The sequence below is a fragment of the Rhizobium sp. LEGMi-198b genome (assembly GCF_054114205.1).
Genome location: NZ_JBSYVH010000002.1, coordinates 734836 through 750022, shown reverse-complemented (window position 1 = coordinate 750022; position 15187 = coordinate 734836). Strand labels below are relative to the sequence as shown.

The following is a 15187-nucleotide window of genomic DNA, read 5'->3' as shown; positions in this document are numbered from 1 at the left end:
TGAAATTCCCGTAATTCTTCGCATCTGCGAGACCCTCTGTCGAGGGAGCATGCCGGTACCCGCAGAGGAATAGTCATGTCATCGTTTCACGGCGCGGCGAACGCTGTATAGGAGGATGGCAAGGCAGCCCAGCAGCAGAAGCAGGCCGCCGATGAGCGGCGGCAATGCGAGAAGCTTGACCGCGCCGGCGACCACGATCACCAGGATCAAGGAAAAGGCCGCGAGGCTGCCGTCGTCGATGAACATGCCGATAAGTTCGGATAGGGCGATGCGGATAATGTTCATTGGACTGCCTTTGCTGTGGTTTTGCCGATAGAGCCGCGCAGGCTGCGGATGATGGCGAAGGACGCCAGGGCAACAATTGCGAAGATGGCGATAAGTGCAAGGTCTTCGCCCGGCCAATCCGCGCCGATGCCTTCGCCGGTCCAGAAAATGCCGAAGCTGGTCAGCATCAGCCCGACGATGAATTTGAGCGTGTTTTCCGGCACTGTCGCGAGCGGGCGATGGACCAGCAGACCGATCAGCATCACCAGGATGAACGCGGCCAGAGCGCCGAGGCCGGCAAAGAGCGTCAGGCCATGGGCACCGCCGACGGCGATGACGATGAAGACCACCTCGACGCCTTCCAACAGCACCGCCTTGAACGAAGCAAGGCCGGCGAGATAATCGGCGCGCAGGTCCTCGGATTGTTGCCGGAGCGCCGCTGTTTCCTTGGAGAAGGCTGCTTCCTCATCATGCAGGGCTATTACGCCGAGTGAGCGCAGAATGGCTTTGCGCAGCCAGCGCATGCCGAACAGGATCAGGAGAACGCCGACAACGAATTGCAGTGTGGTAATCGGCACCAGCGCCAACAGCGGCCCGAAGATGAGGACGAGGGCTGCAAGCACCGCAAGCGCGAGAGCTGCACCCGTCAGCGCCGGACGCCAGCTCCGTGTGACGCCGACGGCAAGGACGATGGTGAAAGCTTCCACGACCTCGACGAAAGAGCCGAGGAAGGACGCCGTTATGGTGGAAAGGATCGGTGTGAGACTGTTCATGCAGTGAATCCTGGGCAACGGATAGCTGTCGATTTTGCATGATCTTATCCGATAGCCGCTCGAATTTTTCGGATAAGACGATGCCGAAAGTCACATTCATGATCACGTTTCGGTGCTTCACGCGCAGATATGTAACAAAATCCGCGCCAGCGCCGTATATTTTGCGGGACAGGTGATCGTCCCTTCGATGGGAGTTCCAGACATGTTGAACAGACGACTTCTCCTCATCGCCGCTGGCCTCGGGGCGGTTGCGGCCCGTCTTGGCTTGGCATCAGGCCCGGCCGTTGCGGGCGAGAAATTTCCCGTTACCCACACTGACGAAGAATGGCACAAGCTGCTGACGCCGGACCAATATGCCGTGCTGCGCGAGGAGGGGACGGAATATCCTTTTTCCAGCCCGCTGCTGCATGAGGAGCGCAAGGGCAATTTCGCCTGTGCCGGCTGCCAGCAGGATGTTTTCTCTTCAAGCACGAAGTTTGACAGCGGCACCGGCTGGCCGAGCTTTTGGGCGCCGATCGACGGTGCAGTCGGAACGACTGAGGACCATTCCTTCGGCATGGCGCGTACGGCTGTGCATTGCAGCCGCTGCGGCGGCCATCTCGGCCATGTCTTTCCGGACGGGCCAAAGCCGACAGGCTTGCGCTACTGCATGAACGGCGTTGCCATGACATTCCACGAGATTTCGGCCTGATCGCCGAAGGGCGAGCCTTCCGCTGAAAAAGCTGGATCTCAGCTCTCGTTGCTTATCGCCGCTCGCACCGCGGGGATAACTTTCTGGCCATAAAGTTCGATGCAATGCATCAGTTTGCTGTGGCTGAGCATGCCGGCGCTGTATTTCAACTGGAAGCGGCTGATGCCGAGCGTCTTGATGACCGGTGCGAGCTTGGCGGCGACCGTTTCGGGCGAGCCGACATAGAGCGAACCGCTTTCGATCTCGCTATCGAATTCGTTGCGCGTCATCGGCGGCCAGCCGCGCTCGCGGCCGATGCGATCGCGCATCGCCTTGTAGCTCGGCCAGAGTTCTTCGCGGGCCTGATCATCCGTATCGGCAATATAACCCGGCGAATGGATGCCGATCCGCTGAACCGTGCCGCCCAATTGCGCGAACGCCCTGTGATAAAGATCGATATAGGGTTGGAAGCGGTAGGGGCTGCCGCCGATGATCGCCAGCATCAGCGGCAGATTATATTGCGCGGCGCGGACGACCGAAGCCGGGCTGCCGCCGACGCCGATCCATGTCCTCAGATGACCCTTCTCGATCGTCGGGAAGACGCCTTGATTGCTGAGCGGCGGGCGGGTCGTTCCCTTCCAGGTGACCGGTTCATTGGAGAGGAGGGCGGCGAAAAGATCGAGCTTTTCCTCGAACAGTTTTTCATATTGCGACAGCTCGAAACCGAAGAGCGGGAAGGATTCGGTGAACGAACCGCGGCCGAGGATCACCTCGGCGCGCCCGCTCGAGGCCGCATCCAGGCTGGAAAAACGCTGGAAGACGCGGATAGGATCGTCTGAGCTCAAAACCGTGACTGCGGAGCCAAGGCGGATACGCGATGTACGGCCGGCAATCGCGGCAAGCACCGTTTCCGGCGAGGAGACGGCGAAATCCTGACGATGATGCTCGCCGATGCCGAAGAAATCGACCCCGAGCTGGTCCGCGAACACGCCTTCCTCAATCACATTACGGATGACCTGTGCGTGGGATTCCAGTGTTCCACCTTCGTCTTGGGTCACGTCGCCGAAAGTATCGAGCCCGAATTCGACAGTGTTTGCCGTCATGATTTTTTCCGTCGCCTATAGCAATTCCATTAGGGGAGGCCTTTACCCCCGTTCCCCCGCGCGAACCATCTGCAAAGTTTCGGCGATTCCGTTCGAAGAATTCGATATGGTCCCGGTGGTAGTGTGGTGGCGTTGCGTTTGGCCGGGCCGCCGTCGATAGTGTCCCGGCCGGCATTCGATCGTTGGAGGGAAAAGGAGGAGGCGCATGTCAGAGCTGAAGAAAATCAATCTCACGAAAGCCTTTGCGGCGTTCAACGAGCCCTGGATCCCGCGGATCGGTGGCGACATCAACGACTTTCAGATCAAACTCGTCAAACTCGAAGGCGCCTTTCATTGGCATCATCACGAGGAGGAGGACGAGTTGTTCCTCGTTATCAAGGGCACGCTTCGCATGAAGCTGCGCGAGGAGAATGGCGGCGATATTATCCTCGGCCCCGGCGAATACATCATCGTGCCGCACGGCGTCGAACATTGCCCCACGGCGGAGCCGACATGCGAGGTTCTGCTGCTGGAGCGGAACACGACGCTCAATACCGGCAATGTGGAGAATGAGCGCACAGTGCGGCAGCCGGCGCGGCTTTGAACGGTGCGGGAGGACTTGCGATCGCGGCTTAGCGGGACCGCAAGTCGGGTTCGAGGCTGCTCGCCGTCAATTCAATTGCGCCAGCTTGTTCGGCGAACGGCGGCATTCGGCGAAGACATCCAGGCTGCGGTCGTAGACCTTCGTCGCGACATCCATCAGGCCGAGGACGCTGTGGAAGATGTTGTCGTGAGAATAGGTGCCGTCAGCGGCGCGTTTTCCGAGGCAGGCCATGTCATAGCCACCGGTCTTCGCCAGATCGTCGGCCACCCAGACCAGGAACGGCACATGGGTCTGTTCCGAAGGGGCGATGATATAGGGCGTACCGTGCAGGTAGATCCCGTTTTCGCCAAGCGACTCGCCGTGATCGGAGAAATACACGACTGCGCCGGACAGCGAATTTGAGCGCTGCTTCAATTTATCGATCACCGTCGAAACGATATGGTCCGTATAGAGGATCGTATTGTCGTAGGCGTTGGTGATCTCTTCCGGCGTGCAACTGCCGAAATCATTGGCGCGGCAGTCGGGCTGGAAGCGGCGGAACTCTTCGGGATAGCGCTGGTAGTAGGCAGGGCCGTGGCTGCCGAGTTGATGCAGCACGAGGACGCTGTCTCCTTTGACATGGTCCAGCCAGTTATCGACCTTGTCCACCAGGATTGCATCCAGGCATTCGCCATCCTTGCAGAAGCGGGGATCGGCCGATGTCGGCAGATAGGTGTAGGGAACGCGGTCGGTGACGTGATAGCTGCCTGTATCGTTGTCCAGCCAGCTCACGTCGACCTTCGCATGGGTCAGCACGTCAAGAAGGTTCTGCGTCTCTAGGCCCTTCAGGTGGGTATATTGCTCCCGCGTATAAACGGAGAACAGACAAGGGATCGAGGTTGCCGTCGCCGTCCCGCAACTGCTGGTCTTGGGGAAGTAGACGACATTCTGTTTCGCCAGTTCCGGATTGGTCATCTTGCCATAGCCGCTGAGTGAAAAGTTTTTGGCACGCGCGGTTTCGCCGGCGACGATGATCGTCACGCGCGGCTTGCCGTTATCTGTCGTGCCAACCCTGTGGGCATCCGTCCCCAGAGGCTGTGCGACGATGCTTGAATCCTTCCGCGAGTTGATGGCGTAGCGCACGGCGCTGGTGATCGGCATTACTGGATTGAGCATATCCACGAGATCGGGGTGCGCACGGCCGACACCTGCGAACGTCTTGTAGAAGCTGGTGCCTACGATCACGAAGACGGTGAGGCAGGAGAGGATGACAGCGGTATTATAGGCAAGCTTCTTGAGAAGGGGGCGATGCGCGATGCGTACCCATGCAATCACCAGAGATGGCAAAACGCCCGTCAGCAGCACATGCATCGCAAAGCGCAGCGTGATCAGGTGGCCGGCCTCGGCGCCAGTCGATACCGCGGCATTGCGGATCATCTCTTTGTCGATGATGACCCCGAACTGATCGTTGAACCAGGAGGACACCGCCGCCACGAGAACGAAGAAAATCAGGATCGGCTTCGTGAGGTATTTGGCGGAGAAAGACGTGAAGAGCGCCATGATGGCCGCGGAGATGCCAACGGCGAAGGCGGCAAACGCAACAGGCTCCGCAATAAAATAACCGTAAGCCTTGGTCCAAAACGCCTGGTTCGTCACAAGAAGGATATAAATCGTGGTTAAAAGACAAAGTGTAACGCTGCCGATTGCTGGCCGGATGCTTCGTCGGCCAGGCCGGATGTTTTTATCGTTCAATGTTTTTCTCCAAGGCGTTTCCTGCGAAGCGAGTCGGAAACCGCAGACCGCAGCGCATAGGGCGCAACTTTGACTATTTTAAAGCGCGCGACCGTGCCCACCGTTCCTGACATTTACCTGAACGGCATTCGTTTGTGCACAACTGATTGACGATCGTTGCCGTTTTTCCGCCCTTTTCGGCGCTTGGGCACGCCAATTTCAGGTCGCCGTCAGCAATCCCGATCATAGCTTCACTTCTCGAACAAGGGAGAAGTCGTGCGGATTTTGCTGGTCGAAGACAATGCCATTATCGGCAATGCGGTGCAGGATCATTTGCTTGCAGAGGGCTGGACAGTCGATTGGTCGACGGACCTTAAGTCCGCGATGACGGCGGCCGCCGCCGGAGCTTATAGCGTCATTCTCCTCGACCTTCGCCTGCCGGACGGAAGCGGCCTGGAACTGCTGAGATATATGGGGACGAAGGTCGATTCGACGCCGGTGATCATCATGTCCGCTTATGATCAGCTCTCGGACCAAATGACTGGAATGAGCATTGGTGCGGTGGACTATCTTATAAAGCCGTTCGGGCTTGGCGAGCTCACCGCTCGCATCCGCAGAGCTACAGCATCTTCAAGCGCCGGAAAATCGGGACATCACCGGTCGAGCGTTCTTCCGAAAGCCGGCTGAACGCGGCAACATTGCGCTCAAGGCCGCTGCGATCTGGGGCCGAAAATCTCGAAAACGGTCAACATGGCTGCGAAGATGACCAGCGACAAAAGCCAACCGAGGACTGCATCGGAGAGATAGTGGGCACCGGTCAGAACACGCATCGTCGGCATTATGATCGACGCGACGGCGAGCGGCACTCCGAGAGGAAGACGCCAGCGCGGCGGCAGCAGCAGGACGAGACAGAGAAGCCATCCGGCCGATGATGACTCTCCGGAAATGAAAGAACAATTCTTCAGGCATTGGCCGGCAAACGAGCCCGCCTCAACGAAATTGAACACTCCACCGAAGAGATCGGTATCGCGGGGGCGCGGCCGGCCGGAGAACGCTTTCAGGATCAGATTGACGATGACGCCGCAGCCGAGGGCAAGTGACAGGAGTGCCGCTACGCACTGGTTGACTTTTGGTGTGCGCCAATGGGGTCCGAGTTTCCTCCAGGACAAGTAAATGACGGCGAGCAGCACGACCACTGCGATATAGGGCAAAACGAGCGTGATGGAGCGCAGATTGACGAAGAGCCGATCCCTGTCATAGCCAAACATGCCGCAGACATCGCCGACCGGGTCTGCCGAAGCGCAAGGCCCATTCGTAAAGACGCTACCGGCGACGGAAAGATCGATCTGGGGAAATCTGTTGAAGAGAAGAAGCAGCAAACACCAAAGTGCGGATAGTGCTAGGAACGAGGCGAGCGGCCTTCCGAACGACGCCGCACGTTTGGGGTAGGCAACATAATCTTCATACATCAGGAAACGCCGTCTTCCGTCATCGCATACAGGAATGGGACGAGGGTCCGTCGGCCTCGAAACGCACTGATGATCTTCGCCCATCATTCCCTACGGCAGAAGCCTGACAGTAGCCTGAAACATCAAATGCTTACGACCCACGGTTTCTCCTTTTGGTGAATGAACAGTAGATTTCCGCGATTGCGGCGATTACCGAGCGCGATCATTTGCGGAGCGAGCGGAGAGGGCCTCGGTTTCGTCGTTGACGATTCCCAGCCTTGCCTCGATGACAGCAATCTTTTCGGGCGTATCCGCGCCTGTCGCTTCGATGTCTATGAAAAGTTGTTCACATCCGCCGGGTGTAACAGTGACGAACATCTGGCCGGTTTCGTCGCTGATGTTGCGCCAGCTATGGCGCACATGTGGGGGCAGCGCGACGACGGTGCCGGGAGCGGCATCGAACTCCTCTTCGCCGCACTGGAAGCGGTATGTGCCACGAATGATGCGAAATACCTCCATCTCGCGCGTATGGGTGTGCGGCGCGGGTCCTTGGCCAGGCGGGGTGAATGTTTCCCACATGCCGATGGCGCCATTTGTATCCGCGGCGGTTGCATGAATGACGACGGGGGCGCCGAAGGGCGTGCGGGCGATCCGTTCAGTGCCCGGCCGAGAGATAGCTGCCTTGCTGAATATCGTCATGTCTGCCTCCAAGGTGAAGGTTACAATAGGATAGCACTGATATTCTCGGATGAAGGCGAGGAGACTAGCACGGGACAGCTCAGGATTGAAGGCGGGTTTGTTTTGTATCCGGCGGAAAATCCTAGCCGAGGCCCGCCTGACCGGCGCTTCTATTGTATTTCTATCCGCAGATTATTCGCCGGTCTGGAAGTAAGCTTCGAGGCGATAACCGTCGGGATCGATGATGAAGGCTGCGTAATAGAATTGGCTGTAGTCAGGCCGGATGCCCGGCTTGCCGTTGTCCTCGCCGCCATTAGCAAGCGCGGCGGCGTAGAAGGCGTCGACCGCCGCCTGGCTCGGCGCGACGAAGCAGAAATGCAGGCCGGAGCCGCGATCAGCCGGAACCGGCCGCTCCACCTCCATGACCCAGAACTGCGCCCGCTCCGCGCCATATCCGATCGTGCCTTCGAAATTCGACAGCCGCTCGTAGCCGAGCGGCGCCAGTGCCGTGTCGTAGAATTGCCGCGCTCTGTCCAGGCTTTTGACACCAATCGAGATGTGATCGAACATAAAAACAGGCTCCTGTTGTCGGCTTCCGCGGCTTCATGCTTGCCAAGGCTGAACGGTATATCATCCCTTCAAATCCAATGGCTTCGGCGTTGGTTCCAACCATCTTTCAACGACCGTTCGAAGTCAATGAGGAGTGCGGGGAAGAGCGCGGCGCCTGTTTGGGATCTTGAGCCAGAGGCGCCTTCGATGCATTTTTTTTCAAATCGTCTGTCGATTTTCGAAGGACTGCTTCGTCGTTGTATTGAGCGAGACAATTCAGCGGCACTGGCGCCAGCAGCTCGCCTCGAAAGGAATGGTCAAATGCGTTTCATGTCTATCATCACCTCCGCTCAAATCGGCATGCCGACGCCGGAGCTCATGGAAGCCATTAGCAAGCTCGCCGATCGCGAGACCAAGGCCGGCCGCATGATCGACACCGCCGGGCTTATGCCGATGGAAACCGGGGCTCGCGTCAGCATCAAGGACGGGAAACTCGTCATCGTCGACGGCCCGTTCGTCGAGGCAAAGGAAGTGGTTGGCGGCTATGCGATCTTCGAATTTCAGAACAAGGAGGAAGCGTTGGCGCTGACGGTCGAATTCATGCAGCTCCACATAGATCACATGCCGGGCTGGGAGGGCACGTGCGAGGTTCGTCCGTTTTTCACGCCGGATATGTACCCATGCAGCGCGCACTCGGTCGCGGCCGAGGTCGCGTGAGGCGAGCGGCCGAAAGAGGGAATAGGCGGCCATGACGGCCGCCAACGCCCATCGCACGATCCTCGCCGTCTGGCGGATCGAGCAGCCCCGGCTGATCACCAGCCTGGCAAGGATGTTGCGCGACGTGCCTTTGGCCGAAGACCTGACGCAGGAAGCGCTGTTGGCGGCTCTGGAACGGTGGCCGGAGACGGGTGTTCCGGAAAGACCCGGTGCATGGCTGATGGCGACCGCCAAGCGCCGGGCGCTGGATCATATGCGCCGCCGCGAGATGCTTGGGCGCAAGCACGACATGATCGCCCGGGATATGGACGAGGAGCAGCAGGCCATGCCCGATTTAGACGCTGCCCTTGATGACGACATAGGCGACGAACTGCTCCGTCTCGTTTTCACCGCCTGCCATCCATTGATATCGCGGGAGGCCCGGGTCGCCTTGGCGTTGCGGATGATCTGCGGCTTGACGACAGAGGAGATCGCGCGGGCTTTTCTGTTGCCGGAGGCGACGATCGCACAGCGTATCGTCCGCGCCAAACGAACCCTTTCGGAATCAGGTCTCGCCTATGAGACGCCCCGCGGCGAGGAGCTCGCGCAGCGGCTCGCCTCCGTGCTGGAGGTCGTCTATCTCATTTTTAACGAAGGCTATACGGCGGCGCGCGGCGAGGACTGGCTGCGGCCTCAGCTCTGCAACGAAGCACTGCGCATGGGCCGCGTGCTCACCTCGGTCTCTCCAAACGAACCCGAGGCACATGGGCTGCTGGCGCTGATGGAGCTGAACGCCTCGCGCGCTGCGGCGCGCACCGACGCAGCGGGCGAGCCGATCCTTCTGCTGGAACAGAACCGCGCCCTTTGGGATCAGCTCCAGATCCGGCGAGGGCTGCGAGCACTTGCGCGGGCACGGGATCTCGGCGGTGCAAGCGGTGCTTACGCTCTGCAGGCGGCCATTGTCGCCTGCCACGCGGAGGCCAGGACAGCCGAGGCGACCGATTGGGCGCGCATAGCCGGGCTCTATGCGAAACTGGCGGCGGTTGTGCCTTCGCCGATCATCGAACTCAATCGCGCCGTCGCGGTTGGCATGGCGGAAGGGCCGGAGGCTGGGCTGGCGATCGTGGATCAGCTTGCAGACGAGCCGGCGCTCAGGGGATATCATCTGCTGCCGAGCGTTCGCGGCGATCTGCTGCAGAAGCTTGCCCGTCACGAGGAGGCCAAAGCCGCCTTCGAGGCGGCTGCTGCCCTTGCCGGAAACCAGCGGGAACGCGACCTGCTGATGCGGCGGGCCGCCGAGGCGGCGGCACTGTCGTCATCATGATATTTGCCGGGGCAACGGCCATTTCCTTCGACAATCAGCCTCGGGATAGTCGGCGCTGGCTGATTGCAAATACCCGCACCCAAGATGGCGCGGGTATTTACGACACCAACTATTCCGCCGCCTGATAGACATTCGAACGCGACGTCGATGTCCTCGGGCCGACCGCCGCCAGCAATGTCACCGTAGCGGCCAATATCGCGACGAAGGCGGTGCCGGCGATATAGGGATTCCAGCCGAAGCTTGGTGCCGCGCCGAAGGTGGCGGATGCGGCTGCCAATACGATGCCGCCGCCGATCTGGAAGGAGGCGAACAGCAGCCCGGAGGCCAGGCCCGACTTATCGTCTTCGACATCGGAGAGGGCGGCCACCTGCACCGACGGATAGGTCATGGCATAGCCGACGCCGAGCAATAGCTGAGAGACGGCGACGAGCAGGATCGGATTGATGTTTCCGACCGAGAGGACCCAGAAGACATAGCTGATGGCTTGCAGCCCGACGCCAAGCGTCATCAGGCCGGTCGTGCCGCGATTTTGCCCGATCGCCGCAAATCGTGGTGCTAGGAACATGACACAGACGCCGCCGAAGGCGAAGGAAAAGCCAGTAGCGAAGGCCGACCAGCCGACGACGTCCTGGTAGTAGAGCGTCGCGATGAACTGGAAGCCGACATAGGAGCCCTGGAAAAGAGCGGCAATGGCGTTGGCATGGCTGAGCTTTGCCCGCCGGAAGATGGCAAGCGGCACCATCGGATCCCTATGCCGGGCCTCGACCAGCAGGAAGAGCAGGATGAGGACCACCGCCGCGACCAATGCTCCCCAGGTCGGAAATGCCTGCCAGCCCGCGGCTGCGGCGTTGGTAATGCCGAAGACGAAGAGCAGCAATCCGGGCGTGATCGTCAACGCGCCGGCCCAGTCGAAGCGCGGCCGCGGCCCAGTGCGCCGATGATCGGTAGGCAGGACGAAGGGCGCAAGCACCAGTGCGAGGATGGCAACGGGCGCGCCCATGACCAGCGTCGCCCGCCAGCTAATGATGGTTGCGGCGCCGCCCAGCACCATGCCGAGCACAAATCCGGCAGCGCCGGTGGAGGAGAATACGCCGAGCGCCTTGGCGCGGGCGCTTCCTTCCCCAAATACGGACAGCAGCAGAGCGAGTGCCGCCGGCGCGGTGAAGGCTGCGGCTATGCCCTTGACCAGACGTGCGGCGATCAAGGTCGGCGCGCTGTCGACGAAACCGCCGGCGATGCTGGCGGCGGCGAAGACGCCGAGCGACCAGAGGAAGACGCGGCGATGGCCGAAAAGATCGGCGACGCGGCCGCCGAGCAGCAGAAAGCCGCCATAGCCGAGCACATAGGCACTGACGGCCCATTGCAGCGATGTCGCCGGAATGCCGAGCTCTGTCTGGATTGCGGGCAGGGCTACGCCGATGGTGGAGACATCCATGGCGTCCAGGAAGTTGGCGGCGCAAAGCAGCAGCAATGCCAGCCCGGCTCCGCTTCGTGGTTTGGAATAAGTCATCGGGATCGTTCCTTCCTATGCTGCCGCCTCTCGGGAGGTTGGCGGGCGGCAGGGAACGAGAAAATGTACAGCTTCCAACCCTATTGCAAATTGATAGTAACCATGTCAGGTATTACTGGCGATGATGAACGACGCCACGCTTCGAAAGATCGACCTCAATCTGCTGCTCGCCTTTTCCGTGCTCATGCAGGAACGGAATGTGAGCCGTGCCGCCGAGCGCCTGCTGCTTGGCCAGCCCGGCCTGTCCGCTGCTCTGCGCCGGCTGCGCGAGACGCTCGATGACGAATTGTTCGTGCGCGTCGGACGCGGCTTGCAGCCGACGCCTCGCGCTCTTTCCATTGCCCCGGCCATCGAGGATGCGCTTTCGGGCATCGAGCGCGCCATCCGCCCGCCGGCGGCCTTCGATCCCGGGAGCTGGGAGGGTGAGTTCCGCATCGGGCTATGCGACAATTTGGAATCGGCTTTCTTCGGGCCACTAGCGGCGCGGTTGCGGAAGCTGGCGCCCGGCGTTCGGTTGGTCAGCGTGGCGTTCGACAGGCGCGATGCCGCGCGCCTGCTGGACGAAGGAGCCTATGAGTTCAGCATCTCCGTGCATGACGAACCCGCCTCCTGGCATATTCGTGCGCCTCTGTTCGAACAGGCCTCGTTGTGCATCTACGATGCCCGGCATTTGAAATGCGCAATGCCGCTGAGCCTGAAGCAGTTCGCGAATGCGCCGCATGTGACGGTGTCACTCGAGGGCACCATATCGACCAATGTCGATGTCGCTCTTGCACGCCTCGGCCATCGCCGCCAGGTGGTGGCGACAGTGCCGCGTTTTTCCGCTTTGCCGCCGACATTGCGCGCCATTCCGGCCATTGCGACCGTTCCGGAGTCCATTGCCCGCTGCATGGCGCAGCTTCACGATCTGACGATTTCAGCGCCGCCGTTCGAATTGCCGGCTGACCCGGTGACGATGCTCTATCGCCGCGTCGATCAGGCCGACAGCCGGTCGGTCTGGCTGCGTCGCTTGTTCGTGGAAGTCGTGGCGGAAGCGCTGAAGGCGAGTGGCTGCAGCATGGGCGTTTCCACGGCTGCCTGCTGCTTCGATAAGGTTCCTTTGGACGAGGCGGTGTGAACTTCGAGAGAGGGATCCCATGCCATTACCTTTGGTTCGACGCACGAAGCGCCTGCTGTTGCGCTCGCCCGTGGAAGCGGACCTCGACTTCGTGACTGCCCTCTTTGCCCGGCCGGAACTCGTCGCGCATCGGCCCGATCCGACGCCGGATATGCCGGATGCAAGTGCGCGACGACTCTCTCGTGACATAGATCACTGGTGTCACCACGGGTTCGGCCGCTGGGCTGTGGAGGCGGATGGCAGGCTGATCGGCTTCGGCGGCGTGACCGTGTCGAAGGAATTCGATGGTCTCAACCTGTCCTATCATTTACATCCGGATAGCTGGGGACATGGCTATGCGACCGAATTGGTGAGCGATGTTTTATCCTTCGCGTTCAATAGCTTACATGCAGAACAGGTGATCGGCCTCGTCCGCTCGGCAAATGCCGCTTCCAGACGCGTCCTGGAAAAATCCGGCTTCGCCTTCGAGCGGGAAGTCATGCTGCACGGTGCGCCGACCAATCTCTTCGTACTCTCCGCCTACGGCCAAAGAGTATGACCGCCAAATGGCTGTTATCCTGCCCATATGGGCGTAGACGAATTGCAGGCTCTTCTTTTTGTCCGTCCCACTCCACAATGGGGCTCGACAATCCGCGCCATGCGCGAGACTGCAAGGGGGAGACCGCGATGACGGAAACTCGTCTGACAGGGGAAGACGCGTCCAACGCGAGCATGAGTCAAAACGTGCTCTCCGGTTCCGGTGCAGGACATTTGGCGCTGGTTCCCACATGGATGCCGTTGGATCTTGCATCGAACCAAAACGTCAATTCCGCAGGAAGCGGCGGCGACGGAATCGCGACCGGCATTATCAGCAGCAATCCCCTCGCTATCTTCACCCCATCCAACATGGCGATAGCCGGCCCTCATTCGACAGCGGACGCCTTTCAGGGCAATGGTGCGCTTATCAATCAACACTCCACCGAAATGGCCGGCCTTGGCGGCGATGGCGGCAGCGGCAATATCGCGCTCGGCGGTATCGGCAGCACCTCCGTCAACCATGCCGGAACCGGCGGCAACGGCCTGTTTTTCGGCGGTATCGTGAGCTCCGATGTTGCCGTCTTCGCGCCGGTGAATACCGCCGTTGCTGGCGGTGAGGGATCCGTGGCGCATTCGGAACAGACGAACAACGCAGCGTTTCTGCAAGGCGCAACCCAGATCGGCGGCGTCGGCGGCTCGGGCGGCGACCATAATCTGGCCGCTGGTGGCGGAGGGACGGAGAGTGCCGCTTCAAGTGCTGCAAACACCCTCATTTTCAATGGTGACAACTATGCTGGCCATGGTGGCGACGGCCACTTCATCGGCAGCATGATCGATGTGAACGTCGCCATCTTTTCGCCAATCAACATCGCGGTCGGCGCTGCTGGCGGCTCGGCGGAAGCCCATCAGACGAACGATGTGATTTTTGACCAGGGCGGTATCCAGATGGCGGGTATCGGCGGCAACGGCGGCGGTTTCAACCTGTCGTCGGACACGATCTTCACCGGAAACAGTATGGGCGGCGGTGGCGGAGCGGGTTCTGCGAACGGAAGTTTCGTCGATGTCAGCATCGGGTACTTCCATCCCATCAACATTGCCGTTCCCGCCGGCGGCACGGCCGACGCCCAGCAGATCGACCATATCCTCACCGATCAGCATACGCTGCAACTGGCGGGCATTGGCGGTCATGGCGGTGAGGGTAACCTGACGGATGCCCATTCGGCTCTCGTCGATGACATCCTCAATTTCATGCATAGCTAGGTCGGCTGAGCCGTTCAGAGACTGCTTTATCTTTTGTTTTTTCGCAGTTGCGGATGGAAAAGCCGCTCAGCATTTTTGTCGAAATTGCGTCAGAAGCGCGTGTTCGCTGGAACACGCGCAGATCATTTCAGTTCCGCGTTCCAACTCTCAACGGAAGTGTTCGTGGAGAGCATCGCCCCCTTTTGCGAGCCCCGTGCCTGCTGTTATTTCGGCATAACCATTTGGGATACATCCTCTTTCCCGGCCATACCCCACCCAAAGGGACATCTCCGAATATCCGGCTGGTTCACCGGTTGAATTGCGAGCACTGTCTGCAAGCGGTTTTCTTGCCTGGTAATGACGTACCGGCATCGGGCCGTGGGAGACTTTCGGACCGAATAGGAGAGGAGTTAAACTATGCCTATTCCACAGATAACTGATACGATCAATTTCACCGATCCGACTGCAGGCAACGCCAATGCCGGCAATGGCGGCGATGGAAACGGCAATGGAAATATCCATTACGATCCCAGTGCCTATGTCAATAACTACCAGTATGTGTATGGCGCCGACACTGATCTCCATAATGGCGATCACGTTCACCAGATGGCTGACTGGGATGCCGGCGGCGGCGGAGCTGGCGGATTGGCCCAAGCTTATAACGCCACGCTTGCCGCACTCACCGCAACCGGTGGAGCTGGCGGGAGCGCCACTTCGAACGGTAGCCAAGGCTCTGTGAGCGGCGGCGACGTAGCAGCGGTTTCTGCAGCCACGACAGCCACGCAAGACACGACATCGTTCCTTGACCAGCATGCCACCATCATATCCGGTATGGGCGGCAATGGCGGTAACGGCAACACGGCCTTAGGCGGCAGCATCTCGGCTGCATTGGTTCATACGGATACCATCAGCACGGCCGTATCGAACGCTTTCGATCATTTCAATAATACCGACGGCAGCATCGACGTGCACCACCTCGGTACGTGATCGATTATGCCAACCGGCCC

At 60.0% G+C, this 15187-nt stretch carries 17 protein-coding genes; 9 read left to right on the top strand and 8 right to left on the bottom strand.

Going from position 1 to position 15187, the window contains the following annotated elements; genetic code table 11:
- Window positions 1-78: 78 nt before the first annotated feature.
- Window positions 79-285 (bottom strand): hypothetical protein, encoded by a 207-nt coding sequence (locus ACXHXG_RS10285; protein ID WP_457899209.1) that lies wholly within the window; start codon window positions 283-285, stop codon window positions 79-81.
- On the bottom strand, window positions 282-1037 hold the full coding sequence (locus tag ACXHXG_RS10280) for a COG4280 domain-containing protein (protein ID WP_283046929.1): 756 nt from the start codon (window positions 1035-1037) through the stop codon (window positions 282-284). The genes ACXHXG_RS10285 and ACXHXG_RS10280 overlap by 4 nt, the downstream gene beginning before the upstream one ends.
- A gap of 202 nt (window positions 1038-1239) precedes the next feature.
- On the opposite strand from ACXHXG_RS10280, the gene msrB reads away from it, so the two are divergent.
- Window positions 1240-1728, top strand: coding sequence for a peptide-methionine (R)-S-oxide reductase MsrB (gene msrB, locus ACXHXG_RS10275; RefSeq protein ID WP_283046927.1), 489 nt, complete (start codon window positions 1240-1242; stop codon window positions 1726-1728).
- Window positions 1729-1766: 38 nt separating this feature from the next.
- On the opposite strand, the gene ACXHXG_RS10270 is transcribed toward msrB, so the two are convergent.
- The gene (locus ACXHXG_RS10270) at window positions 1767-2810 is read right to left on the bottom strand and encodes an LLM class flavin-dependent oxidoreductase (RefSeq protein ID WP_457899208.1); all 1044 of its coding nucleotides are present in this window, start codon (window positions 2808-2810) and stop codon (window positions 1767-1769) included.
- Window positions 2811-3015: 205 nt separating this feature from the next.
- On the opposite strand from ACXHXG_RS10270, the gene ACXHXG_RS10265 reads away from it, so the two are divergent.
- Complete coding sequence (locus tag ACXHXG_RS10265; RefSeq protein ID WP_283046923.1) at window positions 3016-3393, top strand: cupin domain-containing protein; 378 nt, start codon at window positions 3016-3018, stop codon at window positions 3391-3393.
- 66 nt (window positions 3394-3459) lie between these two features.
- Here the strand turns inward: ACXHXG_RS10265 and ACXHXG_RS10260 are convergent, their stop codons facing one another.
- Window positions 3460-5124 carry a phosphoethanolamine transferase gene (locus ACXHXG_RS10260; RefSeq protein ID WP_457899207.1) on the bottom strand — a complete coding sequence of 555 codons (1665 nt, stop codon included), beginning with the start codon at window positions 5122-5124 and terminating at the stop codon, window positions 3460-3462.
- Window positions 5125-5379: 255 nt separating this feature from the next.
- Between ACXHXG_RS10260 and ACXHXG_RS10255 the strand changes: the two genes are divergently transcribed.
- Window positions 5380-5790, top strand: coding sequence for a response regulator (locus ACXHXG_RS10255; RefSeq protein ID WP_457899206.1), 411 nt, complete (start codon window positions 5380-5382; stop codon window positions 5788-5790).
- A gap of 17 nt (window positions 5791-5807) precedes the next feature.
- Here ACXHXG_RS10255 and ACXHXG_RS10250 read toward each other — a convergent pair whose 3' ends face one another.
- From ACXHXG_RS10250 to ACXHXG_RS10240, 3 genes are all read right to left on the bottom strand, one after another.
- Window positions 5808-6572: a phosphatase PAP2 family protein gene (locus ACXHXG_RS10250; protein ID WP_104823934.1), complete on the bottom strand. Its 765-nt coding sequence runs from the start codon at window positions 6570-6572 to the stop codon at window positions 5808-5810.
- 189 nt (window positions 6573-6761) lie between these two features.
- A complete protein-coding gene (locus ACXHXG_RS10245) occupies window positions 6762-7250 on the bottom strand; it encodes a cupin domain-containing protein (RefSeq protein WP_457899205.1) in 489 nt (162 codons plus the stop codon).
- A gap of 171 nt (window positions 7251-7421) precedes the next feature.
- Window positions 7422-7799 (bottom strand): VOC family protein, encoded by a 378-nt coding sequence (locus ACXHXG_RS10240; RefSeq protein ID WP_457899204.1) that lies wholly within the window; start codon window positions 7797-7799, stop codon window positions 7422-7424.
- 300 nt (window positions 7800-8099) lie between these two features.
- Here ACXHXG_RS10240 and ACXHXG_RS10235 point away from each other — a divergent pair, with 300 nt between their 5' ends.
- Window positions 8100-8495: a YciI family protein gene (locus tag ACXHXG_RS10235; RefSeq protein ID WP_104823931.1), complete on the top strand. Its 396-nt coding sequence runs from the start codon at window positions 8100-8102 to the stop codon at window positions 8493-8495.
- Window positions 8496-8526: 31 nt separating this feature from the next.
- Complete coding sequence (locus ACXHXG_RS10230; protein WP_104823930.1) at window positions 8527-9798, top strand: RNA polymerase sigma factor; 1272 nt, start codon at window positions 8527-8529, stop codon at window positions 9796-9798.
- Window positions 9799-9907: 109 nt separating this feature from the next.
- Here ACXHXG_RS10230 and ACXHXG_RS10225 read toward each other — a convergent pair whose 3' ends face one another.
- Window positions 9908-11308, bottom strand: a complete 1401-nt coding sequence (locus ACXHXG_RS10225) for an MFS transporter (RefSeq protein ID WP_457899203.1) — start codon at window positions 11306-11308, stop codon at window positions 9908-9910.
- A 121-nt stretch (window positions 11309-11429) separates the two neighbouring features.
- On the opposite strand from ACXHXG_RS10225, the gene ACXHXG_RS10220 reads away from it, so the two are divergent.
- The 4 genes from ACXHXG_RS10220 to ACXHXG_RS10205 all read left to right on the top strand — a co-directional run bounded on the left by ACXHXG_RS10220 (window position 11430) and on the right by ACXHXG_RS10205 (window position 15167).
- Window positions 11430-12425, top strand: a complete 996-nt coding sequence (locus tag ACXHXG_RS10220) for a LysR family transcriptional regulator (protein WP_457899202.1) — start codon at window positions 11430-11432, stop codon at window positions 12423-12425.
- A gap of 19 nt (window positions 12426-12444) precedes the next feature.
- The gene (locus ACXHXG_RS10215; protein ID WP_457899201.1) at window positions 12445-12963 is read left to right on the top strand and encodes a GNAT family N-acetyltransferase; all 519 of its coding nucleotides are present in this window, start codon (window positions 12445-12447) and stop codon (window positions 12961-12963) included.
- A 128-nt stretch (window positions 12964-13091) separates the two neighbouring features.
- Window positions 13092-14201, top strand: a complete 1110-nt coding sequence (locus ACXHXG_RS10210; protein WP_104823926.1) for a hypothetical protein — start codon at window positions 13092-13094, stop codon at window positions 14199-14201.
- A gap of 396 nt (window positions 14202-14597) precedes the next feature.
- A complete protein-coding gene (locus ACXHXG_RS10205) occupies window positions 14598-15167 on the top strand; it encodes a PE-PGRS family protein (protein WP_457899200.1) in 570 nt (189 codons plus the stop codon).
- Window positions 15168-15187 lie beyond the last annotated feature (20 nt).

Excerpts from the sequence above, each read along its gene's own strand:
- msrB (WP_283046927.1), top strand. The coding sequence starts at position 1,240 with ATGTTGAACAGACGACTTCTCCTCATCGCCGCTGGCCTCGGGGCGGTT.
- ACXHXG_RS10250 (WP_104823934.1), bottom strand. The coding sequence starts at position 6,572 with ATGTATGAAGATTATGTTGCCTACCCCAAACGTGCGGCGTCGTTCGGA.
- ACXHXG_RS10225 (WP_457899203.1), bottom strand. The coding sequence starts at position 11,308 with ATGACTTATTCCAAACCACGAAGCGGAGCCGGGCTGGCATTGCTGCTG.
- ACXHXG_RS10210 (WP_104823926.1), top strand. The coding sequence starts at position 13,092 with ATGACGGAAACTCGTCTGACAGGGGAAGACGCGTCCAACGCGAGCATG.
- ACXHXG_RS10220 (WP_457899202.1), top strand. The coding sequence starts at position 11,430 with ATGATGAACGACGCCACGCTTCGAAAGATCGACCTCAATCTGCTGCTC.
- ACXHXG_RS10230 (WP_104823930.1), top strand. The coding sequence starts at position 8,527 with ATGACGGCCGCCAACGCCCATCGCACGATCCTCGCCGTCTGGCGGATC.
- ACXHXG_RS10205 (WP_457899200.1), top strand. The coding sequence starts at position 14,598 with ATGCCTATTCCACAGATAACTGATACGATCAATTTCACCGATCCGACT.
- ACXHXG_RS10285 (WP_457899209.1), bottom strand. The coding sequence starts at position 285 with ATGAACATTATCCGCATCGCCCTATCCGAACTTATCGGCATGTTCATC.
- ACXHXG_RS10265 (WP_283046923.1), top strand. The coding sequence starts at position 3,016 with ATGTCAGAGCTGAAGAAAATCAATCTCACGAAAGCCTTTGCGGCGTTC.
- ACXHXG_RS10235 (WP_104823931.1), top strand. The coding sequence starts at position 8,100 with ATGCGTTTCATGTCTATCATCACCTCCGCTCAAATCGGCATGCCGACG.
- ACXHXG_RS10270 (WP_457899208.1), bottom strand. The coding sequence starts at position 2,810 with ATGACGGCAAACACTGTCGAATTCGGGCTCGATACTTTCGGCGACGTG.
- ACXHXG_RS10215 (WP_457899201.1), top strand. The coding sequence starts at position 12,445 with ATGCCATTACCTTTGGTTCGACGCACGAAGCGCCTGCTGTTGCGCTCG.
- ACXHXG_RS10280 (WP_283046929.1), bottom strand. The coding sequence starts at position 1,037 with ATGAACAGTCTCACACCGATCCTTTCCACCATAACGGCGTCCTTCCTC.
- ACXHXG_RS10240 (WP_457899204.1), bottom strand. The coding sequence starts at position 7,799 with ATGTTCGATCACATCTCGATTGGTGTCAAAAGCCTGGACAGAGCGCGG.
- ACXHXG_RS10245 (WP_457899205.1), bottom strand. The coding sequence starts at position 7,250 with ATGACGATATTCAGCAAGGCAGCTATCTCTCGGCCGGGCACTGAACGG.